The organism is Bacillus sp. ISL-7 (assembly GCF_018613065.1).
In genome coordinates this window covers 1-25,729 of record NZ_JAGGQW010000047.1, presented here as the reverse complement: position 1 = coordinate 25,729, position 25,729 = coordinate 1, and the positions used below count along the sequence as shown (strand labels likewise).

The 25,729-nt window shown below is 40.2% G+C and carries 36 protein-coding genes; 11 read left to right on the top strand and 25 right to left on the bottom strand.

The genetic code is table 11. The features are described from left to right. Positions 1-60: 60 nt before the first annotated feature. From J7E66_RS19220 to J7E66_RS19210, 3 genes are all read right to left on the bottom strand, one after another. Positions 61-636 (bottom strand): GNAT family N-acetyltransferase, encoded by a 576-nt coding sequence (locus J7E66_RS19220; RefSeq protein ID WP_215002805.1) that lies wholly within the window; start codon positions 634-636, stop codon positions 61-63. Positions 637-647: 11 nt separating this feature from the next. Further along, a complete protein-coding gene (locus J7E66_RS19215; protein WP_215002803.1) occupies positions 648-962 on the bottom strand; it encodes a DUF3892 domain-containing protein in 315 nt (104 codons plus the stop codon). Between the two features lie 166 nt (positions 963-1,128). Continuing rightward, positions 1,129-1,782, bottom strand: coding sequence for a glycosyltransferase (locus tag J7E66_RS19210; RefSeq protein ID WP_215002801.1), 654 nt, complete (start codon positions 1,780-1,782; stop codon positions 1,129-1,131). A gap of 122 nt (positions 1,783-1,904) precedes the next feature. On the opposite strand from J7E66_RS19210, the gene J7E66_RS19205 reads away from it, so the two are divergent. Continuing rightward, positions 1,905-3,473 carry a glycoside hydrolase family 55 protein gene (locus J7E66_RS19205; RefSeq protein ID WP_215002799.1) on the top strand — a complete coding sequence of 523 codons (1,569 nt, stop codon included), beginning with the start codon at positions 1,905-1,907 and terminating at the stop codon, positions 3,471-3,473. Here J7E66_RS19205 and J7E66_RS19200 read toward each other — a convergent pair. After that, positions 3,464-4,054, bottom strand: a complete 591-nt coding sequence (locus J7E66_RS19200; protein WP_215002797.1) for a DUF1836 domain-containing protein — start codon at positions 4,052-4,054, stop codon at positions 3,464-3,466. The genes J7E66_RS19205 and J7E66_RS19200 overlap by 10 nt on opposite strands. 130 nt (positions 4,055-4,184) lie before the next feature. Between J7E66_RS19200 and trhA the strand changes: the two genes are divergently transcribed. Next, entirely contained in the window at positions 4,185-4,832 is a 648-nt protein-coding gene (gene trhA / locus J7E66_RS19195) for a PAQR family membrane homeostasis protein TrhA (protein WP_215002795.1), read from the top strand. Between the two features lie 40 nt (positions 4,833-4,872). After that, positions 4,873-5,163 (top strand): DUF2179 domain-containing protein, encoded by a 291-nt coding sequence (locus tag J7E66_RS19190; RefSeq protein ID WP_215002793.1) that lies wholly within the window; start codon positions 4,873-4,875, stop codon positions 5,161-5,163. Between the two features lie 72 nt (positions 5,164-5,235). Here the strand turns inward: J7E66_RS19190 and J7E66_RS19185 are convergent, their stop codons facing one another. The 18 genes from J7E66_RS19185 to J7E66_RS19100 all read right to left on the bottom strand — a co-directional run bounded on the left by J7E66_RS19185 (position 5,236) and on the right by J7E66_RS19100 (position 18,056). Further along, a complete protein-coding gene (locus J7E66_RS19185; RefSeq protein WP_215002792.1) occupies positions 5,236-5,610 on the bottom strand; it encodes a DUF488 domain-containing protein in 375 nt (124 codons plus the stop codon). A 117-nt stretch (positions 5,611-5,727) separates the two neighbouring features. Beyond that, the gene (locus J7E66_RS19180; protein WP_088085696.1) at positions 5,728-5,958 is read right to left on the bottom strand and encodes an excisionase family DNA-binding protein; all 231 of its coding nucleotides are present in this window, start codon (positions 5,956-5,958) and stop codon (positions 5,728-5,730) included. Beyond that, on the bottom strand, positions 5,943-6,098 hold the full coding sequence (locus J7E66_RS19175) for a hypothetical protein (protein WP_215002790.1): 156 nt from the start codon (positions 6,096-6,098) through the stop codon (positions 5,943-5,945). The genes J7E66_RS19180 and J7E66_RS19175 overlap by 16 nt, the downstream gene beginning before the upstream one ends. Continuing rightward, on the bottom strand, positions 6,095-7,030 hold the full coding sequence (locus tag J7E66_RS19170) for a dipeptidase (RefSeq protein ID WP_215002788.1): 936 nt from the start codon (positions 7,028-7,030) through the stop codon (positions 6,095-6,097). Before J7E66_RS19170 ends, J7E66_RS19175 begins: the two co-directional genes overlap by 4 nt. 101 nt (positions 7,031-7,131) lie before the next feature. Further along, a complete protein-coding gene (locus J7E66_RS19165) occupies positions 7,132-7,587 on the bottom strand; it encodes an SRPBCC family protein (RefSeq protein ID WP_215002786.1) in 456 nt (151 codons plus the stop codon). A gap of 119 nt (positions 7,588-7,706) precedes the next feature. Beyond that, positions 7,707-8,525 carry an urease accessory protein UreD gene (locus J7E66_RS19160; protein ID WP_215002784.1) on the bottom strand — a complete coding sequence of 273 codons (819 nt, stop codon included), beginning with the start codon at positions 8,523-8,525 and terminating at the stop codon, positions 7,707-7,709. Next, on the bottom strand, positions 8,526-9,137 hold the full coding sequence (gene ureG / locus J7E66_RS19155) for an urease accessory protein UreG (RefSeq protein WP_215002782.1): 612 nt from the start codon (positions 9,135-9,137) through the stop codon (positions 8,526-8,528). It abuts the gene before it with no gap. 24 nt (positions 9,138-9,161) lie between these two features. Further along, positions 9,162-9,848, bottom strand: coding sequence for an urease accessory protein UreF (locus tag J7E66_RS19150; RefSeq protein ID WP_215002780.1), 687 nt, complete (start codon positions 9,846-9,848; stop codon positions 9,162-9,164). Beyond that, the gene (gene ureE, locus J7E66_RS19145; RefSeq protein ID WP_215002778.1) at positions 9,841-10,287 is read right to left on the bottom strand and encodes an urease accessory protein UreE; all 447 of its coding nucleotides are present in this window, start codon (positions 10,285-10,287) and stop codon (positions 9,841-9,843) included. The genes J7E66_RS19150 and ureE overlap by 8 nt, the downstream gene beginning before the upstream one ends. Before the next feature lie 10 nt (positions 10,288-10,297). Beyond that, on the bottom strand, positions 10,298-12,010 hold the full coding sequence (gene ureC / locus J7E66_RS19140; RefSeq protein WP_215002776.1) for an urease subunit alpha: 1,713 nt from the start codon (positions 12,008-12,010) through the stop codon (positions 10,298-10,300). After that, positions 12,007-12,336, bottom strand: a complete 330-nt coding sequence (locus J7E66_RS19135) for an urease subunit beta (protein ID WP_215002774.1) — start codon at positions 12,334-12,336, stop codon at positions 12,007-12,009. Before J7E66_RS19135 ends, ureC begins: the two co-directional genes overlap by 4 nt. A gap of 208 nt (positions 12,337-12,544) precedes the next feature. Further along, on the bottom strand, positions 12,545-12,847 hold the full coding sequence (locus J7E66_RS19130) for an urease subunit gamma (protein ID WP_215002772.1): 303 nt from the start codon (positions 12,845-12,847) through the stop codon (positions 12,545-12,547). After that, on the bottom strand, positions 12,844-14,103 hold the full coding sequence (locus J7E66_RS19125) for an ArgE/DapE family deacylase (protein ID WP_215002770.1): 1,260 nt from the start codon (positions 14,101-14,103) through the stop codon (positions 12,844-12,846). Before J7E66_RS19125 ends, J7E66_RS19130 begins: the two co-directional genes overlap by 4 nt. Before the next feature lie 29 nt (positions 14,104-14,132). Next, positions 14,133-15,491: an allantoinase AllB gene (allB, locus tag J7E66_RS19120; RefSeq protein WP_215002767.1), complete on the bottom strand. Its 1,359-nt coding sequence runs from the start codon at positions 15,489-15,491 to the stop codon at positions 14,133-14,135. Between the two features lie 13 nt (positions 15,492-15,504). Then, positions 15,505-15,864 carry a hydroxyisourate hydrolase gene (uraH, locus tag J7E66_RS19115; protein WP_215002765.1) on the bottom strand — a complete coding sequence of 120 codons (360 nt, stop codon included), beginning with the start codon at positions 15,862-15,864 and terminating at the stop codon, positions 15,505-15,507. Then, the gene (gene pucL, locus J7E66_RS19110; RefSeq protein ID WP_215002763.1) at positions 15,861-16,814 is read right to left on the bottom strand and encodes a factor-independent urate hydroxylase; all 954 of its coding nucleotides are present in this window, start codon (positions 16,812-16,814) and stop codon (positions 15,861-15,863) included. The genes uraH and pucL overlap by 4 nt, the downstream gene beginning before the upstream one ends. Before the next feature lie 14 nt (positions 16,815-16,828). Beyond that, complete coding sequence (gene uraD / locus J7E66_RS19105) at positions 16,829-17,344, bottom strand: 2-oxo-4-hydroxy-4-carboxy-5-ureidoimidazoline decarboxylase (protein WP_251033009.1); 516 nt, start codon at positions 17,342-17,344, stop codon at positions 16,829-16,831. Between the two features lie 67 nt (positions 17,345-17,411). Then, on the bottom strand, positions 17,412-18,056 hold the full coding sequence (locus J7E66_RS19100; RefSeq protein WP_215002761.1) for an NTP transferase domain-containing protein: 645 nt from the start codon (positions 18,054-18,056) through the stop codon (positions 17,412-17,414). Positions 18,057-18,456: 400 nt separating this feature from the next. On the opposite strand from J7E66_RS19100, the gene J7E66_RS19095 reads away from it, so the two are divergent. The 4 genes from J7E66_RS19095 (at position 18,457) to J7E66_RS19080 (ending at position 21,235) form a co-directional block, all read left to right on the top strand. Beyond that, the gene (locus J7E66_RS19095; RefSeq protein ID WP_215002759.1) at positions 18,457-18,927 is read left to right on the top strand and encodes a nucleoside deaminase; all 471 of its coding nucleotides are present in this window, start codon (positions 18,457-18,459) and stop codon (positions 18,925-18,927) included. 24 nt (positions 18,928-18,951) lie between these two features. Then, positions 18,952-20,688 carry an adenine deaminase gene (gene ade / locus J7E66_RS19090; RefSeq protein WP_215002757.1) on the top strand — a complete coding sequence of 579 codons (1,737 nt, stop codon included), beginning with the start codon at positions 18,952-18,954 and terminating at the stop codon, positions 20,686-20,688. A 67-nt stretch (positions 20,689-20,755) separates the two neighbouring features. After that, entirely contained in the window at positions 20,756-20,923 is a 168-nt protein-coding gene (locus J7E66_RS19085) for a hypothetical protein (protein WP_168242104.1), read from the top strand. Between the two features lie 99 nt (positions 20,924-21,022). Then, on the top strand, positions 21,023-21,235 hold the full coding sequence (locus J7E66_RS19080) for a hypothetical protein (RefSeq protein ID WP_215002755.1): 213 nt from the start codon (positions 21,023-21,025) through the stop codon (positions 21,233-21,235). Between the two features lie 80 nt (positions 21,236-21,315). Here the strand turns inward: J7E66_RS19080 and J7E66_RS19075 are convergent, their stop codons facing one another. The 3 genes from J7E66_RS19075 to J7E66_RS19065 all read right to left on the bottom strand — a co-directional run bounded on the left by J7E66_RS19075 (position 21,316) and on the right by J7E66_RS19065 (position 24,136). Beyond that, positions 21,316-22,284 (bottom strand): bile acid:sodium symporter family protein, encoded by a 969-nt coding sequence (locus J7E66_RS19075; protein WP_215002753.1) that lies wholly within the window; start codon positions 22,282-22,284, stop codon positions 21,316-21,318. A 130-nt stretch (positions 22,285-22,414) separates the two neighbouring features. Further along, a complete protein-coding gene (locus tag J7E66_RS19070; protein ID WP_215002752.1) occupies positions 22,415-23,584 on the bottom strand; it encodes a hypothetical protein in 1,170 nt (389 codons plus the stop codon). A 78-nt stretch (positions 23,585-23,662) separates the two neighbouring features. Further along, positions 23,663-24,136, bottom strand: a complete 474-nt coding sequence (locus tag J7E66_RS19065) for an Hsp20/alpha crystallin family protein (protein WP_215002751.1) — start codon at positions 24,134-24,136, stop codon at positions 23,663-23,665. Positions 24,137-24,371: 235 nt separating this feature from the next. On the opposite strand from J7E66_RS19065, the gene J7E66_RS19060 reads away from it, so the two are divergent. The 4 genes from J7E66_RS19060 to J7E66_RS19045 all read left to right on the top strand — a co-directional run bounded on the left by J7E66_RS19060 (position 24,372) and on the right by J7E66_RS19045 (position 25,425). Continuing rightward, positions 24,372-24,602, top strand: a complete 231-nt coding sequence (locus tag J7E66_RS19060; RefSeq protein ID WP_215002750.1) for a hypothetical protein — start codon at positions 24,372-24,374, stop codon at positions 24,600-24,602. A 28-nt stretch (positions 24,603-24,630) separates the two neighbouring features. Beyond that, the gene (locus J7E66_RS19055) at positions 24,631-24,897 is read left to right on the top strand and encodes a hypothetical protein (protein WP_215002748.1); all 267 of its coding nucleotides are present in this window, start codon (positions 24,631-24,633) and stop codon (positions 24,895-24,897) included. Continuing rightward, complete coding sequence (locus J7E66_RS19050; RefSeq protein ID WP_215002746.1) at positions 24,894-25,127, top strand: hypothetical protein; 234 nt, start codon at positions 24,894-24,896, stop codon at positions 25,125-25,127. Before J7E66_RS19055 ends, J7E66_RS19050 begins: the two co-directional genes overlap by 4 nt. A 61-nt stretch (positions 25,128-25,188) precedes the next feature. After that, positions 25,189-25,425, top strand: coding sequence for a hypothetical protein (locus J7E66_RS19045; protein ID WP_215002744.1), 237 nt, complete (start codon positions 25,189-25,191; stop codon positions 25,423-25,425). Positions 25,426-25,729 lie beyond the last annotated feature (304 nt).

Genomic DNA, 25,729 nt, shown 5'->3' with positions numbered 1-25,729 from the left:
AAAAAATGAGCTTGGATACCCAGGCTCATTTTTTTAATTGGAGAAAGCACAGCACCGGTGTCACAACCCGTTTAAAATATTTTTATTCTCAGTTTCTTCGTTAAAGGTCAGGACCTCCTCAACTGGCTCATATGATTCACCATAAAACTGATGATCTTTATAGGTGTGAATCATATCATATGTTTTTCTCATGGCTTCAAAAATCATTTCTTCTGATTCTTCATTAGGCGCCCAGTAGAGGATCTCCATCCTATTAACTTCATTTGTCGCCAATGATCTTCTCTCATAACCAATAGACACGGCGTGCTCGAATCTTTCTCTTTTGTAAAAATGGAGACGTTTTTCGGAATGGCTGTCTTCATAGTTGACTGGCTCTACTTCAAGGATAATGGGCTTACCCTTTCGTTTTAACTTTTCCAAGAGTTTATGGCCAAGTCCCTGTCCACGGGCATTTTTTGAAACAAATAGATAATCAATAAACACAAAATTGTCTAATTCCGCATACATCAAAACATAGTTTGGCCCCTCATCCTTATGATAGATGTTTGATCGCTCTTTCAGTAAGGTTTCCATATGTGCTCTTGATTTCATTTCTTCAACAGGAAAATACTGATTCAACTTTTCATACCAATGCATGGACACACTCCTTAAAAACCAGGTAATTGATCCAGATTATTTTCTTTAATTCCGTCTGGCTCACTACGGATGATGTCACGACCATATTTGTGAAAGACATCCACATGAGCGATCTTACCAGCTTTCGCCTCATTCAAAGCCGTGATATAATCCAACTCGCGTCCAGCGCTTGTTTTAAAAGCGATAATATCTCCATCATCGTTCTTCCTGACGGAAACGAACTCTTCTTTGCCATCTGGATTACTATCACCTGCTTCAATTTGGGCTTGCTGCTGACTCTCCTGCTTGTATTCTTCATAAATTTGTTCAAAATCTTTTTGATCCATTGATTCCACCTCCGAACATTTGTTAGTATTTTTCTTTTTTTATTAATTATCCCCGCTAGACACCTCATTTACGTTTTTCAAAATTAAAAACATGAGATAAATAACTACGAGCAAAAAAAGCTTGTAGACTGGTGAAATTCTGTCCACAAGCTAATCTTTCCTTTTGTTAAAACTTCTGAGGGAACTGTTTGATGATTCCATCTGATATTATGTCAGCAATTTTAATCAGGTGGATTTCGCCTTCATCAAAAGCACGAATGTCTCCGTTCCAATCCTTTTTAAGTCTTGCTAGTACACTCTGTGTAATCATTTTTAAGTGCGCATGAAGTAACTGCCTCACTGCATTTTTATTCCAGTTTGGATTTGTACTGCTGAGAAATGCGGCAATATCATCCGCATTTTTGTACCATGCAGTATTATATTTTTGCAAATCAGCTTGGTTATTGGCTTTGGCAGCTTCAAGTACCTTTCCGACAAGCAGGATATCCTCTCGTAAAAATTGTGCAAGCTTTGTTCCTGCTGCTTCGCCGTAAAATGGTTTGATTGCATTTCCGAGTTCATCTTGATTTTTCAAAAGTCTTGCCAGGACAATTTCTTGGTCCTCAAGATTTGCTGCCGCACTAACAATATAACTTCTCGTCCAAATGCCATGCTCCATCCAAAGTCTTCTAAAGTTAAACTTTAGCTCGTGAGCAGACTCACTCATGGTCTGCTTCTGGTTAACTGGTGGTGGAGGCGGGGTTGCCTTCACGCTAATGGCAGGTAAAATTAAGGCGATAGACAATAGCAATACGGTAAATTTCTTAGTTAACCTTTTCAATTCATAATCTCCTTCTAGTAAAGTAATTTCAAAAGGATTTTTCCCTAAAAATGAAAATATTATTTATCGCCGAATAATGTCATAATAATTTTAATAAGAATTTCCTTTGGAGTGAGAAATGATTGCTTTATTTAGAGAAAAACCATGATCCAAGAAAGAATGCCGCAATCCTTGCCCAATTTACAAACCAAATTGACCTAACAAAGGCCATTCAGGTAACCGAGCAACTTTTCAATCGAATACGTGGGAATGAAGCCTCTCCTCGTCAGAAGGAAAATCCGCATTTAACAGGATCACTTCTTCAAAAAATTACAGCAGCTTTTTTTCGTCTCTTATCGACGACCGCCAATTCTGATGATCAAGTAAAGGTTAAGGTAGATTCTGAAGGAAATGTGATTCCGGATTGGAAAGGTATGTTGGATGAAGAAAACTTGAATTTACATAAGAATATGATGAAAGAGGTGCATGTTGAAGATTTTGGAGCAATTGGCGATGGGAAGACGGATAACACCCTTGCATTTAAAAAAGCGATTGGCAACGGCAAGGTGAAAGTGGTTGTACCAGCTGGAGTATTTATAACAAAGGGAATCCAACTGCCCTCTTGGACCATGTTTGTTGGCGCAGGAAAAGGTGTGACAACCATTAAACTTCATGATTCAGCTAAAAAAGGCACCCGACTCATCACAAACTCTAATCATTGGAACGGAAATCACCATCTTTTCGTGGGGTCGCTAAGTTTGGACTGGAATGTAGAAAGACTAGGCAATGTCGTTAAAACAAGTACCTGGGGGAACCACTCAAGCTGCTTAACGTATGCAAATGTTACCTATGGCTGGGTTAAGGATGTTGAAGCGATTAATCCGGGACTGCATTGCTTTGATGTTTCATCAACTCTGTACAATTATGCGGGTGACGGCTTTCGTGCCCGCGGCGGCAGCAAGTATGTTTGGCTCGATAACCTAAATGGATATGGCTTCGGCGATGATGGTATCACCACCCACCACAGCGATTATATTTTTATCTCACGTTGCCATATGTGCGATCCAAGTGGTCGTGCCCACAAGATGGGCTTTTCCAACTCCAACGGGATTGAGGTCGATGATGGTTCGAGGAATGTGGTCCTTTTCAATAATTCTTCTGCTCGTTGCTTTGGCGGGGTGGAAATTAAAGCGCACGAAAATTCTTCAGCCGCTTCAAATGTACAAATTATCGGGCATATTTCTGTCAACGATAACCGCTCATTTAATTTCCGGCATATTGGACATCACAAAAGCACGGAGGCTGAATCGCAAACTGCCTACAATATTAGTGCTGCCAATCTTGTATCCATCGCACCGATTTTTACTGAGTTATATAAAGGCTCAACGCCACGCGGAATGGTTGTCTCAGCTTATAAAAATGTAGTCATTAACCATTTTACTTTGGTTGGTGATCCCGATTATGACTACAAAGGCCAACCGGTAATTGCCCTTCAGTATCGGGCCAGAAATGTGATAGTAAAACATATATCTGTTAAAGATTTTAAAAAAGCGGGGAGTGATATTAAAGTCTTCGGTGGTGAAAATCGAGCGGATTCTATTCAAATTTATGATTTAATCAGCCGAAATTCCTCACCAAAAGTGATCGAAGTCGGATTAGGGGTCAAAGATATTACCATTGAAAATGCAAAAAGCGTCGACAATTATTTGTGACGCTTTGCTTCTTTTCCTACTGTTATGTCATCGACTAGTTTTTCGGCCACTTTCCGATATAAATTACTCATATGAACGAGAGAAGAAATCATTAATACCTGCTCAAGATACGGCGAGTTTCCTTTTTCATCCTCGGTGATTTCTTCTCTAACATCCTTTACTCTTTCCTCAATGTCTACTTTGAAATCCTCAACATTTTGGCGTGTTAAATTCAGATAACTCGTATAAAAAGAATCTAACTCCATCTCCTCTTTGATAATTTTTTGATTGATCCCTTGAAGGGTAACTTTAATATCATTGATGGATAAGGCCCCTTTTAGCTGGTAAATTAAGCTCATGAGGATTAGGTGTTCTTTTGAATATTTTTTATTATGGATTGGAAAAATGAGCTTTCCTTTTGCATAGTTATTGATCATGGTTTTGGTGAGGACTTTGTCGTCATCATTCCGTTTTGTTTCCGTGAATTTATTTTCAAATAATTGAATCACCTGGTCCATATATAAATCGATCTGTGGGATCTCATCTAAAGCTAAACAGGCTTCTAAGCCGAGTTGCTCAATAATTTGATTGATATTTTCCATTCATTTATCTCCAATCATGTTCTTTATTTTTTTATTATACCTAAAGATATATGCATTGACTAGATGTCGATATATCGTTATTATAATAAGTAGTTATTAAAACTACATGCTGTGCTGGGAGGCATATAAAATGAATAATTACATTCGCGAACCTATCAATGGACTAACCCATTTAGCTGGAGCAGTTTTAGCCTTTGTCGGGTTGCTTGCGATGGTTATCAAGGCCGCTGCGACGACAAGTTCACCGTCTTCAATTACTGCGGTCATTATTTTCGGCGTTAGTATGATTCTGCTTTACTCGGCATCGGCAACCTATCATATGGTAATTGCTCGCGATCAAGTCATTGCCTTTTTACGACGGCTGGATCATTCAATGATCTTCATTTTAATCGCAGGTACGTATACTCCTTTTTGCTTTATCAGTTTGAACGGAAAAATAGGGGCGATTCTATTTTCAATTATTGCAGGAATTGCAATTAGCGGGGTTGTTTTTAAAATGGTCTGGTTTAATTGCCCTCGCTGGATTTCTACCTCCTTGTATTTAGCGATGGGTTGGATGATTGTGTTTGTATTCTCGCCGCTAACTGGAAGCTTAAACCCGATTGGTTTATTTTTGCTCATTCTCGGGGGAATTTTTTATACGATTGGCGGGGTGATCTACGGTGCAAAACCTAAGTTCTTGCAGTCAAAGTACATGGGCTTCCATGAGATTTTCCATATTTTCATTTTGCTAGGAAGTCTGGCACATTTTTTAACCGTGTTCCTATATGTCATTTAATTTTTGGTGCATTTGAAACGCCCTCTTTTGATGGCGTTTTTTGTTTTTTGAAATAAACTTTTTAAAAATAGTACAAAATAATATGGTATATACTAATCAGAATAAATTAACCCTAACGATTGTGACGGATAAGTATGAAGAGCTTACGGATGAACTACGGGTCACGGTAACGGATACAGAAGGGGCATTCACCCATAATCCCAAAAAGGTGTTAACCACGGTGATTATCAAATTAAATGAAACAAATCACACGATTAGAACGGTGGATCAAAAGGCGTTTGTGAATATCATGCAAACGATGGAGGTAATGGGACGCTTCCGAAGGGATTAAAGAGGGGCTGATGCCCATGGAACTTAATTTTTTTTTGTGAAAGGGGATCATACGCTCGAGGTACCTCCTACTTCAACGTTCCATCGCAATTAATCTACCAAGTTCCTCCATCAATACCAGTGCGTGATTATGTACCGAGTCCTTTGCTCCATAGAGGAGTGTTACTGGGCCCTTAGCTTCCATTTCAATGATTTGCCGGATATATTCCCGCTTTTGTTCGTCGGTTCGAAGTTCATCAAGGTATCTTCTACTAAATTCCTCAAACAGCTCTGGCTTATGACAAAACCACTTCCTCAGCTCATTGCTTGGAGCTAGATCTTTAAACCAAAACGAAAGCTTCGCGGCTTCTTTCGAAATCCCCCTCGGCCATAAGCGGTCAATTAAGATTCGGCAGCCATCCATTTCCTCATAGGGCTCATAGATCCTTTTCATAAAAAGATTAGACATTATAATTCACCTCATTCTTATCTTAGTTTTTGTGTCCACCGCGTATGGACAAATCCATAGATTTGTCCACGAATGGTGTCAGGCACCAAAATTGAAATGGTATCAAATGCGACTTAGTTAATCTTCGTCTTTTACGTCGATACTTTCTGGGATGGGTTCGTTCAGGATTTCTTCGATTAGTTGTTTGTATTTTTCCATTTGTTTTAGGTGGGTGCTGAATTGTTCTTTGTAGATTAGGTACTCTTCCCCGTCAAATAGGGCGCGGATTTTCTTTTGTTGGATGAGGCTTTTGACAGTTGCCTCAGGAACCGATAAATATTCTGCTGTCTCTTTTATAGTAATGTACAATATGATTTCTCCTCTTTTAATAAATTGATTTGTTGGACAACCCGGCCTGCTTTTCCCATTGTATTGCCCGCCTGTGACAATGAATTGAGGATCGTTTCTTCAGCTGCTTCCGCCGCCGCTGTAAAAAGTTGATTCTTCATCGGATCATCCCTGGCCGATGATCAAGAAAGTTTTGATAGGCAAATCCGCGGACCACTTCTTCACTGTAATATTTTAATAGTTCATTAATAAGATTTTGGCTCTTCGAGGCGTCATCTAAATTCGTAATAAATGTCGAAATCCCATCAAAATCCGAGCCAAATCCAATTTGTTTGACTCCGCCCAATGAGCAAAAGTGATCAATATGTTTAACAAGATCTGAAATCGTCACTTCTCCCGATTCTTTTACAAAAGGTGGATTGTAGACAACATGAATGAGGCCACCCTTAGCAAACATTGCCGCCGCCTGTTCATCTGTGAGGTTTCGCAGATGGTTGCAAAGTTCTCGAGCATTCGAGTGGCTCGCAATCGGATACTTGGCTAATTCAATGACTTCCCAAATCCCTTTGTCGCTTAAGTGAGAAACATCAGTCAGGATTTGATGCTCGTTATTAAACTCGACAATTTCTTTTCCGAACAGCGTCAGCCCCGCGCCGCGCGGTTCACCAGCGCCATCAGCGGCAAGATTGGCTTGGTTCCATGTCAAACCAACGGAACGGACACCTAGTTGATAGAGAATATGGAGCTTCGATAAATCGTTGCCAATTGGATCCACGCCTTCAAGCGTTAACATTGCGCCAATCTGACCGATCTTTAAGCGATCAAAATCCGACCATTCTTTGATATGGAACATGTCTGGATTTTTCCCAAGCACTTCCTTGTAAAAATAATCGATTTGCTCAAGGACAACCTGAAATTTCTGGTCCCCCTTTATTTCGGGTTCAATAAAAATCGCAAAACACTGGACTTTGATTTGGCCCTGCTGGAGTCGTGTTTTACAAGTTTGTAACTCTGGCGCATCAGCAAATCGTAACGTACCATGCGCTTCTTGGAGTTTCATTAGGGCATCACAATGTAAATCAATGATATTCATTTAGCAAGTCTCCTTTTTATAAAAATTTTAACACAACAAAATAAGGCTAGGAGAATCATTTACCTAGCCCAACATAAATTTAAGTTTTTCAAAAAAACTGGTTAGTTTGATTCCGCCATTTCTTTGACCATTGGGAGCACCTTGTCCCAAATTTCAGCACTTAAATCGCGGTATTTCTTCCCTTCCGGCATCACTGAGAAATCCCCTTGTAAAATATGTAGAGTCGTCTTTCCATTGTCCTCAGACAAACGGAAGGTGATCCCGTCTTCTTCCGTGACAAGTGCCTTTTCCTCACTCCGAACATCAAATACAGTAAACCGAAGGAGTTTATTCTTCTCAAGAGCCGTCACATTTCCTTCAACAATGACGGTCCCATCCTCCCCTTTCCATAGTACAGGACTTCCAAGCTCCCAAGTGGAATCGAGATGAAATTGTGGTCCGCCGCTTGAAAATTCAGTCGCCCAACGGTTATTATACTGACTGACCGTAAGAATATCCCATACCTTAGACGCTGGAGCATTGATCTCAATCGTTTGGTCAACAAAAAGCTTACTCATTTCTTCCCTCCTCAATAATAGTTATTATAGATACTCTCATTATACTTCAATGAAAAACCTAACTACAATTATTCCTGTAATGACAAGGAAAAATCGGCGATGGATGATACACCAGCCGATTAATATTTTCTTAGAAATACAGGTTCTTTTTCCAATACTTTGATCCTAATGATTTCATGACAGACATGTAAGACTTTTTCTATAACCTGTGTTGTATTCGCCAATACCCTTAGGGCAAACCCTGATACGGCTAGTATCGAAATACCAATTCTAACATCAAGGAAAGTATCGAGAATTTCTTGCAACTCTTCTACTAAAGAAGGATTGATTCGATGATCAATAACAATCATCGTCCCAAAATGAGAAAATCCTTCCATCATGCCAATCCCTTTAAGATCATTGTCAGGTTGAAGTTTTACATGATCAAATAAAATAAGTTTGTCTTCCATATAAATTTCCATTTTTGCTTGGAGTAAGTCATATTTAAAAAGTGTCCCATCAGGAGCCCAGCCTGGAGTAAAAATATCTGTGCAAATAAGAGAAGAGTTTTGTTCCATTCGAATGACCGTACGCTGTTTGAAACAAGCATGCTGGTAAGCAATAACTGGATCTGGCAGATATTCAAAAACACTTCCGCTTTTCAAATATATGTCCATTTCCTGCAAAGCCGGAGAGGTTCGTGTTTTATATATTTTAGTAGAGGATTGAGTGGTAACAACTACCTCAGCATTCTCCTCCAATAAGATGACCGTTTGGTAGGAATCACCATCAATGTACCCCCCGCCCGGATTCATCACATAAAGATAGGCTTCGCCGCCTCCTGTTAGGTAAACAGGTCTAGTAATTTTTAATGCACCCTCTGAGTAGGATTCTTTTAGAATCGTTTTCTTACCTTTCTTTGCACCTGTTAGTCGCAAATATCCGGTCCGCTGTTCCACCTACCCTAATCCTTCCAATAGCGCATTTAACTTGAGCCACTCAATAACCTCGTTTACACCAACATCCTCTTTTAAGTTTGTAAAGATATATGGCTTCTTGCCTCTTGCCAGCTTTGTATCTGCCTCCATGACTTCTAAGCTTGCCCCTACATATGGGGCTAAATCAATTTTGTTGATGATAAACAGATCAGATTTAATCATCCCTTGGCCGCCTTTACGCGGAATTTTTTCCCCTTGAGCTACATCAATAATATAAATAGAAAAGTCTACGAGTTCGGGACTAAAGGTGGCAGCTAGGTTATCGCCGCCGCTCTCGACAAAAATAAGTGATAGATTCGGATGTTTCTCCTTTAGCTCATCAATGGCTGCGAAATTCATGGATGCGTCTTCCCGGATCGCCGTATGCGGGCATCCTCCTGTTTCCACACCAATAATTCGATCCTCTGAAAGTACACTATTTTTTATTAAAAATTGTGCATCTTCCTTGGTGTAAATGTCATTGGTTACGACCGCCATGTTATATTCATTTTTGAGGTGTCTCGTTAATCGCTCCACAAGCAACGTCTTCCCTGCTCCAACTGGTCCGCCAACTCCTATACGTATCGGTTCCATCGTTACCCCTTCTTTCATCATTTTTTAGGACATAAACAAACGGGTATGTAATCTCTCGTGGCGCATTTGTGAAATTTCAATTCCAGGAGCCACAGCTCCAAAGTCATCAGCATCCATTCCTTCAATTATCTCTGTAGTCTTTTGTAAATAAGGGTGAAATTCTAAAAGAATACGTTGACCTGCTGTTTGCCCTAGTGGTATCCCTCTTACACCATTCTGAATAAGGGTCACCATACTTGAATACAGGAAAGTCAGTATTCCTTGTCTTTTCTCGATTCCTAAGTACTGGCAGATAATCGAAAAAGCAATTCCAGGATGACCATACGCCTCCTTGGCACGTATCTTTTTTAGGTATTCTTCTAATAATGGGATCGAATATAAATCAATTCCCATCCGAATCAATCTTTCCCCAATCCTCCGGTTTGCCTCTCGTGCTTCTTTAGGGATATTCTGGACAAACAATTTTTGATCGAGCACCCATAGCCCTTCGATATCATCTTTAAATAAGGCGTCAAAGGTTAGGCGGCAGGCAAGTCCATCGGTATAAGCGATTTGTTTTTCCAAGTAAATTCGAATCCATTCAAAAAAGGTTTCCTTACTATAGACGATTTCTTCCTGTATGTAGGTTTCCAATCCAAATGAATGTGAAAAAGCTCCCGACGGAAAATTGGAATCCCCTATTTGCAATAAGGACAAGAGTTGATTATCCATGGGAGTGACCGATATGCCGGAATGCCTTTTTCACTTTTCTATCTTCCCTTGCGTATGGAATCTCTAATTGTTTCAGCAGTTCTTCAACAAGATAATCATATTGGACGAGCATCACCTGGCCTTCAAATTGTGCAGGCAGGTGTCGGTTACCCAACTGATGCGCAATTTCCCCCATTTGCTTAAAGCTTGTCGGATGAATTACCAGCAAGTCGTCACTGGTGACACTGACAACAATCATATTTCGGTCATCCATGAATAATACATCGCCATCAATCAGGTCTTTTGGTTCTTTCAGCCGGATGCCAATCTCTTTACCGTGGTCCGTTGTCACCCGCTGAATTCGCTTCACTAAGTCATCACTGGCTAAATATACTCTTTCGATGTGTCGGCCAGAGGCTGCGATTTCATCTACATTTCCCACGATTTGTTCAATAATCATGATTTTCCTCCTAAAATAAGAAATAACGCTGTGCCATCGGTAATACTTCTGCTGGTTCACAGGTCACTAGCTCCCCATCCACAATAACTTCATAGGTTTGTGGATCGACTTCAATTGTTGGCATTTCCGCATTGAGCTTCATATCTGTTTTTGATAGTTGGCGAATTCCCTGTACTGGTTTGATTTGTTTTTTTAGTCCAAGCTTTTCAGGTACACCAAGTTCAATGGCTGCTTTTGACATGAAAGTAATCGAGGTGCTGTACTTGGCTTTTCCGAAGGAAGCAAACATTGGACGGTACAGAACTGGCTGCGGAGTAGGAATGGAGGCATTCGGATCTCCCATTAAACTGTGGGCAATCATTCCACCTTTAATGACGATCTCTGGTTTAACACCAAAGAATGCAGGTTCCCAAATGACGAGATCCGCCAATTTCCCCACTTCCACCGAACCAACCTCCTCAGCAATACCGTGCGTAATTGCCGGATTAATCGTATATTTGGCAATGTATCGCTTTACACGGGAGTTATCTCCTACTCCTGTGTCTTCAGGCAACTTGCCTCGTTGCTTTCGCATCTTATCAGCGGTTTGCCAGGTTCGAGTAATCACTTCGCCGACTCTTCCCATTGCTTGTGAATCTGAACTTATCATGCTGAATACGCCCATGTCGTGGAGAATATCTTCCGCTGCAATCGTTTCTTTTCTGATGCGTGAATCAGCAAAGGCAATGTCCTCAGGTACGTCCGGGTCTAAGTGATGACAAACCATTAGCATATCTAAGTGTTCATCTAAGGTATTTTTTGTATAGGGTCGTGTTGGATTGGTGGATGACGGCAGGATATACGGGAAGCTTGCGACCTTAATAATATCGGGAGCATGACCGCCGCCGGCCCCTTCTGTATGGTAAGTATGGATAACTCGGCCATTAATGGCTGCCAAAGTATCTTCGACAAAACCGCCTTCATTTAATGTATCGGTGTGAATGGCAACTTGGACATCATACTTGTCCGCTACCCTGAGGCAGTGGTCAATGGCTGAGGCGGTCGTCCCCCAGTCTTCATGCAGTTTAAGTCCAATCACACCGGCTTTGATTTGTTCAATTAACGGTTCTTCAGCGGACGAATTTCCCTTTCCTAAGAATCCAAGATTCATTGGGAATTCTTCGGCAGCTTCTAACATTCGGTGAATATTCCATTCTCCCGGTGTACAAGTGGTTGCATTTGTTCCGGTTGCCGGACCAGTGCCGCCGCCAATCATGGTTGTAATCCCAGATGAAAGGGCGGTTTCGATTTGCTGCGGGCTTATAAAATGGATATGGGCATCAATGCCGCCAGCTGTTACAATCATGCCTTCTCCAGCAATGACTTCCGTTGAAGCCCCAATGATCATGTCTACTCCTTCCATTAATAGAGGATTTCCACTTTTTCCAATCCCAGCGATTCGGCCATCACGAATTCCAATGTCCGCCTTATAAATCCCGCTATAATCTAGAATAATTGCATTGGTTATGACAGTATCAAGTGCCCCATCTGCTCGTGTAGCAAGCGGATGCTGCCCCATCCCGTCACGGATTACTTTTCCGCCGCCAAATTTGACCTCATCACCATAAACCGTAAGATCTTTTTCTATTTCGATAAATAAATCGGTGTCCGCTAGCCGGATGGCATCACCCGTTGTAGGACCAAACATGTCTGCATATTGTTTTCTCGACATTCGAAAGCTCATATCGGATTCCTCTCTCCTTGGTCCAATGGGCCATCTGTTTTATTATTTAACCCATAGACTTCACGCTGACCGGCGAAGGGAACGAGTTCTACTTCTTTCGCATCCCCTGGTTCAAACCGGACAGCGGTACCGGCAGGGATATTTAGGTGCCTGCCAAATGCTTGGTCTCGTTCAAATTTTAGTTCGGAATTCACTTCGTAAAAATGAAAATGTGACCCGATTTGAATTGGCCGGTCACCTTGATTGAGCACCATAACTTTAGAAGCCTTCCTATCCTGGTTGCAGATAATCGGCTCTTGCCTTAATCGATATTCTCCTGGTATCATTTCTTTTACTCCCCCTTCCCAATTGGAAGTTATTTTACATTTATCGTAAAATTAACTATCTATTTCGTAAAATAACTTCATTTTTTGTAAAATCGAACTTCTCATTCGTAAAATAAATTTGTTTTTTGTAAAATTAACCCTCTATTTTGTAAAATCCCCCTATCTTTCTTGTAAAATTAGATAAAAGTCACACCAAACCGCTCTAAATCTAGCGAATCGGCTCATGTACGGTAACAAGCTTGGTTCCATCTGGAAATGTTGCCTCTACTTGGATATCGTGAATCATTTCCGGTATCCCTTCCATCACATCTTCGCTTGATAATATCTTTGTTCCCTCACTCATTAATTCAGCCACCGATTTCCCATCTCTTGCCCCCTCCATAATTTCGTAGGTGATGAGGGCAATCGCTTCGGGATAATTTAATTTTAGCCCCCGGTTCTTTCGGCGCCTGGCCAAGTCTGCTGCAATGACAATCATTAATTTTTCCTGCTCCCGCTGGGTTAATTTCATCCCTTACCTCCCCCTAGTAAATCGTAAAGTGTACAGGCAATAATCTTTGTCGCATCCACCAGATCATCTACACGGATATTTTCATCAGCCCGGTGCCCATTAGCCTCTTCCAGCAATTTGGGCCCAACACCAAACATGATCGTTGGGATGCCTTTTTCATAAAAATGGCGGGCATCTGCATAGATCGGTACTCCGTTTATCGCTAAATCACCTTTCCCTTTCATAATGGACCTCCAGTTCGTGGATAATGCTGAAATCAGTGGTGAATCTTCCGGAACAGGCCCGAAGCTTTCTGCATGAAGTATTTTTCGAATTTCTAGTTTTATTCCTTGAGTCGTCTTAACCGCTTCTTCCACAACTTTTCTAAATTCCACTTCCGCTTGAGCCCCGTCTTCGCCTGGAATCAATCTTCGGTCAACCCTTATTGTACATTCATCAGGTACAACATTTGTGTTAATTCCTCCCGAAATGAGACCGACAACCAAGGTTGGATGGTCAATCCCAGGCACAGAAGATTTATTGGCCGCGAGAGTCTGACGATATTCGTATAAACCATTTAAAATCTTTGTCGTCGCCTCAAGCGCATCAATTCCTGTATGCGGCAGGGCGGCATGGGCAGACTTCCCTGTTGTTTTCACTTCAAAATGTAAACAGCCGTTATGGGCATTAACTGCCGAATAGGTAAAGCCGGCTGCAATCGCCTGGTCAGGACTGATATTCCCTTGATCAAGCAGCCTTTTGGGTCCTAATTCTCCGCCTGTTTCTTCATCAAAAGTAAAAGCAAGGTCGACTTTCCCGTGCAGAGGTTGACTGATTTTGGCTTGTTTTAAGGCTAAAACGGCGTAAGAATAGGCAGCAATATCGGATTTTGAAACTGCCACGCCACGTCCATACATCTTTCCATTAATGATCTCCCCTCCGTATGGGTCAACACTCCAGCCTAACCCAGGGGGCACCACATCACCATGTGCATTTAAGACAATATTTGTTCCTTCCCCGTTCGCAAACACGGTGCTGCTAAGGACATTTGCCAAACTAATCATTCCAGCAGCTTTGACTTCCTCTTCATCTACCTCTAATAGAGATACATCCACAAAGCCAAGCTCTTGAAGCTGGTGGTGTAAAAAGGCAGCAATAGGGTAACAATCACCTGCAGGGTTATCTGAAGGAACTTGCACTATTTTTTTTAAAAAATCAATCATTTCTGTTTGGTGCTCCTCAATCCACTGGACCAAACTTTCCTTATCCTGATTCATAAAGATCCTCCTTTTTGCTGCGTGTCCACTTACAAGCAAACACCAAATTTCTCCTGGATCACCCCGGATTGATCATCAAAAATGACCTTTCCTCGTAAAATCGTTTTCTTCACCCTGAGCAAAAACTCCTTATTTTCATAGGGTGAAAATACATTTCGAAAAGCCAATGATTGTTTATCAGCAATCGTTGATTCATCTAAACGTATCAAAACAAGGTCAGCATCTAAGCCGGGACGAATTCGCCCTTTTTGGTCTGCTATTCCAAACCGTTCAGCCACATTCGACGTCCCTAATGGTAAAATTTGTTTAAGACTAATTTTCCGTTTAAGGGCCTCATCTAGCAGTGAAAGCCACGTAAATTGAACCCCTTGAATCCCTCCCCATGCGTCCCAGATGGAATCCGTTGCTTTCATCGAATAAAGACACGGGGAATGATCGGAGCCAATTGTGTCAATCCAGCCTCTCTTAATGCAGTCCCATAGCCCCTCTACCTCTTCGCGCGGTCTTAGCGGCGGTGCACATTTGAGGATGGCACCACTTTTAATAAAATCCTCTTCATCAAAAATCAAATAATGCGGGCAGGTTTCAACCGTGACGTCTACACCGCTTTTTTTGGCTTGCTCGATTAGTCCGATTACTTTCGCCGAACTAATATGAACAAAATGAAGGGCTGTTCCGTATTTGGCAGCAAGTTCTAAAGCATAACTAACCGCTTTCTCTTCCGCTGACACGGGCCTGCTCGCGAGAAAGGCCTTTCGTTCATTCATCCCGTCCCTATGTTTATAGAAAGCTGTAAATTTATTAATCTCTTCATTCCATTCTGCATGGAGGGCGAGAATCTTCTTATGCTCCTTTGCTGCTTGCATGGCTTGTTTCAATCCATCTGGCGGGACAAATCGGAAATCTTCAATCCCGCTCTCACTCATAAATGCTTTCCAGGCAATAATCCCCTTACTCATTTGAGTGAGTTCTTCCCGGTTAGCGAGGTTCGTGTCTGTCATTCCGCCCCAAAGAGCATAATCAACATGTGACATAGAGGTTAAATAATCTTTTTTATCAAGTAAATTCTTAAAATTAGTAACAGAAGGTGCACAATTCAGTGGCATATCAAAAATGGTAGTCGTTCCACCAATAGCTGCAGCTCGGCTGCCTGTCTCAATTCCTTCCCAATCCGTTCTTCCTGGATCATTGAAATGGACATGGGCATCAATAAAGCCTGGAACCACTAGACACCCGCTTGCATCAATAATCGTATCCGTTTCCTCTTTCAATGGTTCTCCTTCACTTTTTAAAAGGGAGTCAATCCTCTCATCAAGGACTCGAATATTTACCTCTCGAAAGCCTTCCTCAGTAAAAACAAGCCCATTCTTCACCCAAAGTTCTTTCATCTTATGACCCTCCTTAACTCCCGCGATACGTACTGTACCCACCCGGTGAAATCAACAATGGTACATGATAATGTGAGGCGGGTTCAGAAATGCCAAAGCGAATGGGGACACAATCTAGGAACGAAGGATCTCCGAGTAATATGCTGCGATTGCTGAAATAATCTCCAACATGAAAACGAATTTCATAAACTCCCTTTTTCATGGATGCCCCTTCGAGGAGAGGTTGATTGACCCGGCCATCTTCATTCGTATAGCTGATTTGAATGAATTCGAATTTGTTGTCTGGAATAACTTGCCATAATTCCACCAGGACGCCACTTGCCGGCTTTCCCAAACTTAAATCAAGGACATGGGTAGTTAACTTTCCAGTCATTTCGGTGATTCCCCTGGATTTTCTAAATCTTTACGTGTCATGGAAAAACATTGAAACCCATACGGAGGACGCGGTTCGGTAAAAACTTTCCCTTCTTGTGAGGCAGGAATTTCGTCTAAAACGGTTTCCCAGGTCCGGTTATTGGATTCAAAGTGAACCTCCACTAACTGTGGAAAACGCTCTAATATACGAAGACCAATACGGTAGATAAGATTTTGAATGGAGGGAGAATTCTCTTCATGAAAAACCGTATAAGAAATATCTCTAACTTGCTCTGCTGCGACATACCCATCTGTGGTACTGCCCTTTGCAGCATCGAAATCGTTATAGCGCCACCCAATATTCAAAAAGATAAATAGTGGCCGGTCATAGGATTCTGGCAGTGTCGTATATTCATCCTTCACAAATCCATAAAAGGAGCTGCCACGTACCTTTAAAAGCTTTAGTCCCTTCAAACTGCTGAGATGATCGGCTGTGATGATCTTTTCTCCAGAGCGTTTCACTTCAACTTGAGCCACCGATTGTTCATTTAATGAATAGCGGAATACGAATGGACTCGGTTCAAAACTATCTTTCGTTGGTACTGGGAGCTCGTCAAATGGGATTTGTTCGCTAGAGATATCGACAGCACTCATATGAGAATACGTTTCAAGGAAACGGCGGGCGACAAATTCTAGGAATCCTTCTTGTGTTGAACCTTCATAATCACCAGCATGTTTAAGAATGAAATTTTTCATCGAATCGGTTGCCACAACTAATGTATTATCCCCCTCTTTAAACGACGATAAGAAGGCTTCGCCTTCTACTGCCACCTTCACATTCATTCCAAACAGAATATTGCTTCGGCCCGTAAAGGCTGATTCAGGAATCGGACGGACTCCTGTTAATGGGGCTGCGTAGGTACGATAAACCCAAACATCTGCTTTTCCGTAGCGCATCGTTCTTTGCATATCATCATCCCCCTTTATTGAATAACATCATTTAAGCGGAACCCTGCAATTTTATAGACCTCATCCAAAGCTGTCAGGAATTCTTGATCATAGGTATTGCCCACACGTTCTTTCATCGCTGTAAGAATTGTTTCCTTGCTTTGGCCCTTCACTGCCATAATAAAAGGAAAATCAAATTGCTCGACATACCTCTGATTGAGTGAAACAAACTCACTATGTTCATTCTTCGAGAGCCGATTAAGACCTACTCCAGCTTGCTCCTTTTGCGAAACCTCTGATATTTTTAATCTAGTACCAAGATCCGGATGGGCACGGAGCAGGGCCAATTGAAAGGCTGCCTCTGCATTTTTTACAACTGTCACCATTATTTGTAAGAGTTCCTCACGAGATTGAAAGGGTATACTCTCCCATGCCTTCTCAGCCACCCACGGGGAGTGCTCAAACACCCAGCCTACTGTTCTCACAAATTCCTCTTTGTTCAATTGATTTATTTCCTCTATGGAGCCTTGATTATTCTTCATTACATCCATGGTTTCATCTCTCCCAACCTAACTGATTTCAGCAGGATTTCAGGAGAAACAGACAACTTGCCTCTCTTCACCACTCGTGCCTCCACCCTTTCAGCCATTCATATTCATCTTTGGTATCGACGTCAAAAAAGTCCCAACCGTTCTCATAGTTAACTAGTATGCCAGTTAATTTTTCCTTTTTAAAAAGCTGTCGTGCCCCTTCATCCCCCTCTAGTTTCAGTAAATCAGGAACCACCTTTGGCGAAAAAATAATGGGCGGTCTCGGAATCCCCTGAAAGCTAGCCGCTATAAACGGAACATTTTTATTTCCCTGATATTCTTTCAGGTATCGTTTAACCAAATCATTGATGATTTCTACTGATAAGAGCGGTTGATCAGCAAGAAGAATCATGATTCCTTTCGGTTCCATTTCCATGGCTGCAAGCAATCCACATTGCAAGGAATGTGCCTGCCCTTTATCAGCAGCACGGCATCTCAATGCTTTCCAGCGTTCTCGGAGGGGGGTACTGAAAAGGGTTCCATTTATCCAGTTGAGCGTATCCTCTTCCCTTGTCACCACAATGGTATAGTCCAGTGTGGAATTCACTGCCTTTTCTAAGCCTGAATTACCAACAGTTTTCTGCCCCCAAGGGAGTGCCAGCTTATTAACTCCCATCCGGCGGCTCTTACCCGCCGCAAGATAGACTGCGATGACTCCGTCGTTATCCTTCAAGAGAACCCACCTTTTGATGCCTTTTTTGAATCCCTTCCATCTTGACCCCCTATTCATTGCGAGTTACCTAACACTATATATATTGATAGACCTCCCAAAATACACCCAGGTTCTTTTTCAATTTTCTGATACTGAGTAGATTTTCAGTAGATAGACGAACATTACCAACAAAGCTTATGTCATCTTTTTTCACAATAATATCCAAAAGGGGAAATAGTATCTACACTAATGTCATATAATCTAACATGGAAAAATTGTTGATTGGAGCCGATATCAACAGGCAAGTAATCAGAGCAATTTTATAAAAAAATATGTTAGATATACCTACAACAATTGAGCAATTGTAAGCATCATGTAGAATAATGTATTTTAAATTAATTAACTGGAATGGAGAGGTTGTATGACAGATTCTCACTTTATGGAAAAGGCAATTGAACTAGCGCTAAATAATGTTATGACGAAGCAAGGGGGACCATTTGGAGCTGTCGTCGTCAAGGACGGAAAGGTTATTGGAATCGGCCGAAATGAAGTAACCGGGACAAACGATCCCACTGCACATGCCGAGGTGCAAGCCATTCGAGATGCCTGCCGGAATTTAAACGACTTTCAGCTGAACGATTGTGAAATCTATACCAGCTGTGAACCTTGTCCGATGTGCATCGGCGCCATTTATTGGGCACGACCCAAGGCTGTTTATTATGCTTGCACCAAACAAGATGCAGCGAAAATAGGGTTTGATGATCAATTTATTTATGATCAACTCTCCCTCCCCATCGAATATCGAAAAATACCTATGAAAAAGATTTTTCCACCAGATGGAGATATTCCGTTTAGAACATGGGAGAATTCACAAGATAAAGTAGAGTATTAATATGACAGAAAAGGATGTTGTCCTATGGAGGGAAAACAGTTAAAGAGACGAATCTCTATAGCATCTAAAAGAGAGCCAGCGGATACGGTCATTAAAAATGGGAAAATTATCGATGTCTTTAATGGAGAAATTATTGAAGGAGACATTGCGATTGTTGATGGATACTTTGCCGGTATAGGTGATTATGAGGGGAATAGGGTGATTGATGCAAATGGCCGCTATATATCCCCTGCTTTTATCGATGGTCATGTTCATATTGAGTCCTCTATGGTCACACCAAATGAATTTGCAAAGGTTCTTCTTCCGCATGGGGTAACTACCATCATTGCAGACCCACATGAAATTGCCAATGTATTAGGTGCTGAGGGGATACAATACATGCTTGATTCCTCTGAAAACTTACCGTTTGACTTTTTCTTCATGCTTCCTTCATGTGTTCCTGCGACCGAATTTGAAAATTCCGGCGCTACTCTTAATGCAAAAGATCTAAAACCCTTTTATCAGCAGCCACGAGTCTTAGGATTAGCTGAAGTCATGAATTTCCCAGCAGTTCTAAAGGCTGAGGACGACATGCTTGAAAAAATCTTAACAGCAAAACAATTTGGCAAAAAAATTGACGGCCATGCGGCGGGGCTATCGGCCAATGATTTGAATGTGTATATGGCAGCAGGCATTCGAACAGACCATGAAAGTACAACAGCAATAGAAGCAAAAGAACGTCTCAGAAGAGGAATGTATTTAATGATTCGCGAAGGTACGGTGGCAAAAGACTTACAACAATTGATTCCCATCGTCAATGAGCGAAATGCAAGAAGATGTTTATTTGTAACGGATGATAAGCATTTAGACGATCTCATCCATGATGGCAGCATCGATCACAACGTAAGACTTGCTATCTCCTCAGGTCTATCTTCCATAACTGCGATTCAAATGGCAACCATTAATGCAGCAGAATGCTATGGGCTTGAGGCTAAGGGTGCGATCGCTCCTGGATACAAAGCAGATTTCTTCCTGTTTGATGATCTTGATAAAATTATTATTACAACCGTTTATAAAGATGGGATTGCCGTTGTCGAGAATGGACAGCTTATTATTGAATCACAGGACCATTCCTTGGTTGAAACAGACCGGTTAAGAAATTCTGTTCGTTTCCATGAATTAACGGAAAATCATTTCCAAATTCCATTAAAAACGAATAAAGCAAATATTATTGAAATTATCCCCAATAGTCTTGTAACGCGTCATATTATTGAAAAAGTTAATGCTAGTGATTCAGGGATATTTCAACCCTCTATCATAAATGACCAATTAAAGCTGGCCGTGATTGAGCGCCATCATATGAAAAATCAAATTGGATTAGGGATTGTCAAAGGTCTAGGTTTAAAATCCGGTGCGATTGCAACCACCATTGCTCACGATTCCCATAATCTTATTATTGCCGGAACAACCGATTTGGATATGGTAGTTGCTGCCAAAGCGATCAAAGATATCCAAGGGGGTCTCGTTGTTGTCAATCAAGGCGAAGTGATTGCCTCATTGCGACTTTCTATCGCAGGGTTAATGTCAGATCGCCCGTATCAAGAGGTTTATTCCAGTTTAAATGAGATAAATCTTGCCCTAAAAAAACTAGGTGCACACGACCACTTCAACCCATTTTTAACGATTTCGTTTTTATCACTTCCTGTCATACCGGAACTAAAGTTAACTGATAAGGGTTTGTTCCAGATTAGTAAGTTTGAGCATATAGATCTCGACGCTTAGGAAATAATAAAATATCCAGCAAAGGTGCTGGATAGAAGAAAACACCCTGGTTTGAAAGGATGGGAAAATGAAGAAAAGTATATTTAATGAGGGTGATGAAGTAAATATTCGTTCTTCGGGTGAATCAGTAACAATCAATAAATCTCAATATGTAAAAAACATGAAAAGGTACTCTTACATTGTCAATGAACATCCGAATACCTTTTTCTTTGAAGAAGAACTAACAAAAGATTAAGCTATTTTTTTGCTGAGTTCTTTGTCATTGGAAATTATATCTTTAAATTCAAAGGAGAAATACCCCAAAATGTCGAAGATAAGGTAAAGGGGTTGTCCAATGAATAAAGCTGAATTATTAAAAAATCTACACTACGCCAGTCGGAGTAATTTATTTTCAATTGAGATTCCAAAGGCTGTTAAAGAAGATGAAAAGCTTATTGAAGGCTTGGTTAGAGAATTAGTACAAGACGGAAAAATAAAAATGAGAGAAGTTGTCCAACGAGACTGCTCCGTTTATTTATCCGGAATTATCAAGTATGCAACAAAGTAATCGGCTCTTTTGAGGGAATTCCCTCATAAAAACATCCCCTCGCAAATAATTCCGAGGGGATTTCTTTTTTAAACATCTTTTTACATTGCAACCGATTCTTGCTTTTCCACATTTTTATTATAGTAACGATTGAGAAAATGCCCATTTAACGAGGCAAGTATTTGCTGAAATAACATCCCAACCACTACTGGTACCGCAACTGCAGCTGGGAAGTAAGTAATAGCTATAACGGCCCCAGCACTAATATTTCTCATCCCGCCAGTGAATGTCAGCGAAATGACGTTGTCTCGTCCACCATTAAAAAATCTACCAATTAAAAATGAAAACAAGTAACCAGTCAGCGCAATCAAGAAGACCGTTAAGGTTATACTCACTAGTTTAAGGTTAAGTTCTCTTAAATAGGGTGCGACTACTGCCCCATTAAGCATGACCACAAATCCAAGGCTAATTTTTGAAAAAGGAGCAAGCCGTGTCCCTAATTGGTCTTTAATTTTCCCCTTTGTAACTTGGTTTAAGTACATCCCAATCAAGGAAGGAATGACCACCATTCCCAATAGACCTTTCATTATACTGATAAAGTCCATTTCAATTTTTTCACCTATAAATAACGATAGCGAATATGGAACAATGATTGGTGAAAGCAAGGTATCAATTAAAATGATCGATAAGACTAATGGAATGTTTCCTTTGTAAATGGCTACCCACATAAAGCTTGTCACTCCTGTTGGAATGACCATTCCCAAGACAAGTCCGGTAATCGTGTAAACATCACCAGAAAAAGCGACATGACCTACACCCCAGGCCCAAATTGGCATGAGAACATGAAGGATTGCCATTGCAATAAAAATTGGAAACGGATGAACGATTACCTCTTTTAATGAATGGAAATTGGAACTTAAACTCCCAGCGAAGGTCATAAAAGCAAAAATCCAAGGAATTAAAAATGAAAAATCCTTAAGATGGCCACTGAACAATACTCCAGTCAATACACCAACCGGGGTAATTAATGGCATGATTCTTTCTAGTTGTTTATTTATCTTTTGCAGCATATGCCTCTCCCCAAACACTTAAATTGTGTATACTCCATTATCAAGAATACCACATTTATTCAGCTTGGAGCTCAAGAATTTCGAGAACCTAAAAATATCCAAATACGCCTTTTTTATTAGTTTTTCAAATTTAAAAAGGATTTTCTCCAAGGGAAGGGTCGTCCTCTATAACAATGTCAGTATATGGTATATCTTCCTCAGGTGGTATGGAATTTACGTGAGATGATGACTCATTATTTTGGGAATCTGTCTGTTTTTCTGCACTAGTATGATTTTTTTCCATTTCCTCTTTTACAGTCTTCATTTTTGCTAGGTCCTCTTTTACCTGCTCAGTTATTTTCTTTGGTACAACATCTCTTCCGTATGTGGCACCAATGTTTAGGGCACCACTCAGATGATTAATGCCAAGCTGGGCAAAGTTGTTGTTTTGCTCATATTTATCTAAATAAAGCTTATCTATATATAATGTGTTACAAATGGAATCTTGCTGCATAGTCGCATCTTCTGTTTCCACCATTTTCTTTGTTAACTCATTACATTTTTCTATAAGATTATCCACTCTTTTAAGTAGCCCAGCTTGTACTTCATTAACTAGTAAATAATTATTTTCCAACGCAAGGACTCTCATTTTGATATGTGAATCAAATGATTCAACATTTGCTTCTTCCAGCTCGTCCCCATCACAGGGTGAGCCGATTACTGCTATTCCTTCTAATATCGATTGATTAATTCTCTCTTCCTTAGAGAAGCCGTTGAATTGATGGTTTTCTCGTTCCATTAGTTTCAAAATTAGACTTTCCAACGACCTTACTTTTTCTTGCATCATTTCTTGCTTTTTAATATGAGTAGCTAATTTTTCTGAAAGACGTCGTTCCACTAAATGTAGCAATCTTCCTTCCCTCTCCTGTTCTTCTTCCACGGACAAGGAAGTGGTCTTACTTGTATTTACGGATAATATTATTTCTCGAACAGATTGTTCAAACTTGTTTAGCCTCCCAGTCAGTTCATTAAGTTTTTTGTCACACAAATCACATTCCTGGGTTTTTTCAAGGTTTTCTAACGAAGGTTGACCTTTTATTTGAGACTTTTTGTTTACCTCGTTTTTACGTTCAATCCAAGGATTCTCTTCTTTTTCTCCTCTGCCCATTCCAAGCATGAATGTCCGAACCTGTTTTTCAAACTTTAACAAATTTTTCATATGAACTTCAAGTGCATTTATTCTTAAAATCTGCTGTTCAAACTCATTCACATCATTTCTCGTTTTTTTACTATTTTGATTAAAAATCCCTTTCATAGACATAATAAATCCCCACAATTATTTATTTTTTCCCACAGTATATAGACCAATGAAAACCAGTAATTCTTCAAACAAGTAAGGTTATTCAATTGGTACTTGCTCTTCATTCCTAAATTGCCGTTTATATGCAACAATAAGAAGTCCATTATGAAATCTTGCCCGAATCTGATTTGGAAACGTAGGTTCTGGGAGCTGAATCATTCGTTCAAAATCTCCCTGATACCTTTCTTTCTGCACTAGCTCACCTTTATTTGTCTGGTTGTTGTTTCCTTTAATTAATAGCTTTGTACCTGACACAGACAATTGAATATTTTCTTTCCCGTAACCGGCCAGATCCGATATCAACATAACCTCCTCATCTGTTATGTAGATATCTGTTGGTGGAAATGTTTTTGCTTGTCTAGGTTCTAAAGAAGAGTCACCGGCCTGCCAAAAATCTGACTTATTCTTCATAAATTCATCAAAGGAGGACTGTCCTAATATCTCATTCCAAAAATCGGTATTCTGATAATTTTTCGCCAAATCCATCCATTGCAACATCTTATTCATATCCATGATGGATCCCCCCTTGCGATGTATCGTAATGATTTAAATATTCCTAAAAAATGTCTCATCTATAGATAATCATATTTAATTTTTATTAATTCATTCATAAAAATCTTTAGAGCTTAACCGTAAAAATATCATTAGTCCCATCTTATAAACTATCTAGATTATCAGCTAACATAATTTCTACTAAAGATGCATATCTTTACATACCCGGGAAGAAAAAAAGGAAGGATAATGATCTATGTTCTTTTTACCAACCAAGGTGAATATCGGCGCTTTTAAACTGAATAATATTGATCATTTAAGTTCAATATCATTTAGCTCCACTATTAAAAAAAACAGAAATGTAAGTGCCAAAAAAAATCAAGGGTTTGGGCAACAAATAGCAGATAATACCCTGAGAGTTTACTCAAAAGGTTCAGTCATAGATAATGATATCGAGGATTCTTACACAGTAAAATCAAATATTTAACCTGTATGAACTACTTAGGAGGTTTAACATGGCTGGTCCAGTCCCTTATATCAACATAAATATAAATATTATTAAAGTGAATTCCTTTGAGAATGCATCAGCTATAAATGTTGGTCAAAACCTTTTGGCTGAATGGCATAACTCAGACAAGAAAAATATGGGGTTAGGGCAAAATATGGGAGATGGAAGCAACTTTCTTGGTACGAGGAGCAGTGTTGATGATCGGGATCAGTTTGATTCCAATTCCTCTTTTGAAACAGCTAATCTGCCTAACCCCTTAGGAATGACACCATGACATTTGCGCCAGTTGTACTCAATATTTTAGGTATTAAGATTAATTCCATTGACCATGGAGCAGTTCTCAATCTTGGTCCAAGTCAGCACCTGGATCTATTTGTTTCATACAAACGGAACCAAGGAATTGGGGAACAGAATGGAGATTTATCCCCCACCATACAATCTCAATCCGGGGTATGGGATATGGATTTAATTGATAGCCCGACGGTCAAATCAAGTTTTTTATAGTATCTCTTTTAGGACCATTCTTGAGCTTATAGGATTTTATATTACAAATTGAGGTGTTTATATGGTATTTATCACTCCGACGGTAATAAATGTTCTGGGATTTAAAATTAATACTATTGATAATGGAGCTGTGGCGAATATGGGCTCTCTTCAATTAATCGACCAACTAGTGAGCTATAAACGGAACCAAGGAATTGGGGAACAAAATGGAGATCTATCCCCTTTAAATTTTCCAAGCGTTGCTTTATTTGATCCTGATGGCAGCGATAGTGCTACCGTTAAAAATAGTGTGGTTTAAAACATTCGAGCCTCCGAAAAAATCAAAAAGTTCTTCCTCAAGATACAAGAATACTAATCTTGTATGTTTTTATTGAATACCCTCTGGATGCTTTGGAAATTAAAGAATGTAGGACTAATAATATTAGCAACTGAGTTAATTCAGTTGCTCAGGCTGTCGAGAAACTTTCGACAGCCTCTTATTTTCTACAATAACTTTAATCATTCACCGCATTAATTTGTTATAATATTATTAATATATACACTTTGCAACATGTCTGTTGATTTGCGCTCCAGGCGTGCCGAGGAGCCTCCTCGGCGCTGAA

Bases quoted from the DNA above. Each gene is read 5' to 3' on its own strand.
- J7E66_RS19165 (WP_215002786.1), bottom strand. From the start codon at position 7,587: ATGAGTAAGCTTTTTGTTGACCAAACGATTGAGATCAATGCTCCAGCG.
- J7E66_RS19065 (WP_215002751.1), bottom strand. From the start codon at position 24,136: ATGGATATGAATAAGATGTTGCAATGGATGGATTTGGCGAAAAATTAT.
- J7E66_RS19125 (WP_215002770.1), bottom strand. From the start codon at position 14,103: ATGAATCAGGATAAGGAAAGTTTGGTCCAGTGGATTGAGGAGCACCAA.
- J7E66_RS19130 (WP_215002772.1), bottom strand. From the start codon at position 12,847: ATGAAATTAACCCAGCGGGAGCAGGAAAAATTAATGATTGTCATTGCA.
- J7E66_RS19080 (WP_215002755.1), top strand. From the start codon at position 21,023: ATGAATAAAGCTGAATTATTAAAAAATCTACACTACGCCAGTCGGAGT.
- J7E66_RS19050 (WP_215002746.1), top strand. From the start codon at position 24,894: ATGACATTTGCGCCAGTTGTACTCAATATTTTAGGTATTAAGATTAAT.
- J7E66_RS19220 (WP_215002805.1), bottom strand. From the start codon at position 636: ATGCATTGGTATGAAAAGTTGAATCAGTATTTTCCTGTTGAAGAAATG.
- trhA (WP_215002795.1), top strand. From the start codon at position 4,185: ATGAATAATTACATTCGCGAACCTATCAATGGACTAACCCATTTAGCT.
- J7E66_RS19095 (WP_215002759.1), top strand. From the start codon at position 18,457: ATGACAGATTCTCACTTTATGGAAAAGGCAATTGAACTAGCGCTAAAT.
- ureE (WP_215002778.1), bottom strand. From the start codon at position 10,287: ATGATTATTGAACAAATCGTGGGAAATGTAGATGAAATCGCAGCCTCT.
- J7E66_RS19085 (WP_168242104.1), top strand. From the start codon at position 20,756: ATGAAGAAAAGTATATTTAATGAGGGTGATGAAGTAAATATTCGTTCT.
- J7E66_RS19200 (WP_215002797.1), bottom strand. From the start codon at position 4,054: ATGGAAAATATCAATCAAATTATTGAGCAACTCGGCTTAGAAGCCTGT.
- J7E66_RS19185 (WP_215002792.1), bottom strand. From the start codon at position 5,610: ATGTCTAATCTTTTTATGAAAAGGATCTATGAGCCCTATGAGGAAATG.
- allB (WP_215002767.1), bottom strand. From the start codon at position 15,491: ATGAAAGAACTTTGGGTGAAGAATGGGCTTGTTTTTACTGAGGAAGGC.
- J7E66_RS19060 (WP_215002750.1), top strand. From the start codon at position 24,372: ATGTTCTTTTTACCAACCAAGGTGAATATCGGCGCTTTTAAACTGAAT.
- J7E66_RS19150 (WP_215002780.1), bottom strand. From the start codon at position 9,848: ATGGATAATCAACTCTTGTCCTTATTGCAAATAGGGGATTCCAATTTT.
- pucL (WP_215002763.1), bottom strand. From the start codon at position 16,814: ATGCAAAGAACGATGCGCTACGGAAAAGCAGATGTTTGGGTTTATCGT.
- J7E66_RS19045 (WP_215002744.1), top strand. From the start codon at position 25,189: ATGGTATTTATCACTCCGACGGTAATAAATGTTCTGGGATTTAAAATT.
- ureC (WP_215002776.1), bottom strand. From the start codon at position 12,010: ATGAGCTTTCGAATGTCGAGAAAACAATATGCAGACATGTTTGGTCCT.
- J7E66_RS19170 (WP_215002788.1), bottom strand. From the start codon at position 7,030: ATGAATATCATTGATTTACATTGTGATGCCCTAATGAAACTCCAAGAA.
- uraH (WP_215002765.1), bottom strand. From the start codon at position 15,864: ATGACTGGAAAGTTAACTACCCATGTCCTTGATTTAAGTTTGGGAAAG.
- J7E66_RS19075 (WP_215002753.1), bottom strand. From the start codon at position 22,284: ATGCTGCAAAAGATAAATAAACAACTAGAAAGAATCATGCCATTAATT.
- J7E66_RS19215 (WP_215002803.1), bottom strand. From the start codon at position 962: ATGGATCAAAAAGATTTTGAACAAATTTATGAAGAATACAAGCAGGAG.
- uraD (WP_251033009.1), bottom strand. From the start codon at position 17,344: ATGGATGTAATGAAGAATAATCAAGGCTCCATAGAGGAAATAAATCAA.
- J7E66_RS19055 (WP_215002748.1), top strand. From the start codon at position 24,631: ATGGCTGGTCCAGTCCCTTATATCAACATAAATATAAATATTATTAAA.
- J7E66_RS19070 (WP_215002752.1), bottom strand. From the start codon at position 23,584: ATGTCTATGAAAGGGATTTTTAATCAAAATAGTAAAAAAACGAGAAAT.
- J7E66_RS19135 (WP_215002774.1), bottom strand. From the start codon at position 12,336: ATGATACCAGGAGAATATCGATTAAGGCAAGAGCCGATTATCTGCAAC.
- J7E66_RS19175 (WP_215002790.1), bottom strand. From the start codon at position 6,098: ATGAAGAATCAACTTTTTACAGCGGCGGCGGAAGCAGCTGAAGAAACG.
- ade (WP_215002757.1), top strand. From the start codon at position 18,952: ATGGAGGGAAAACAGTTAAAGAGACGAATCTCTATAGCATCTAAAAGA.
- ureG (WP_215002782.1), bottom strand. From the start codon at position 9,137: ATGGAACCGATACGTATAGGAGTTGGCGGACCAGTTGGAGCAGGGAAG.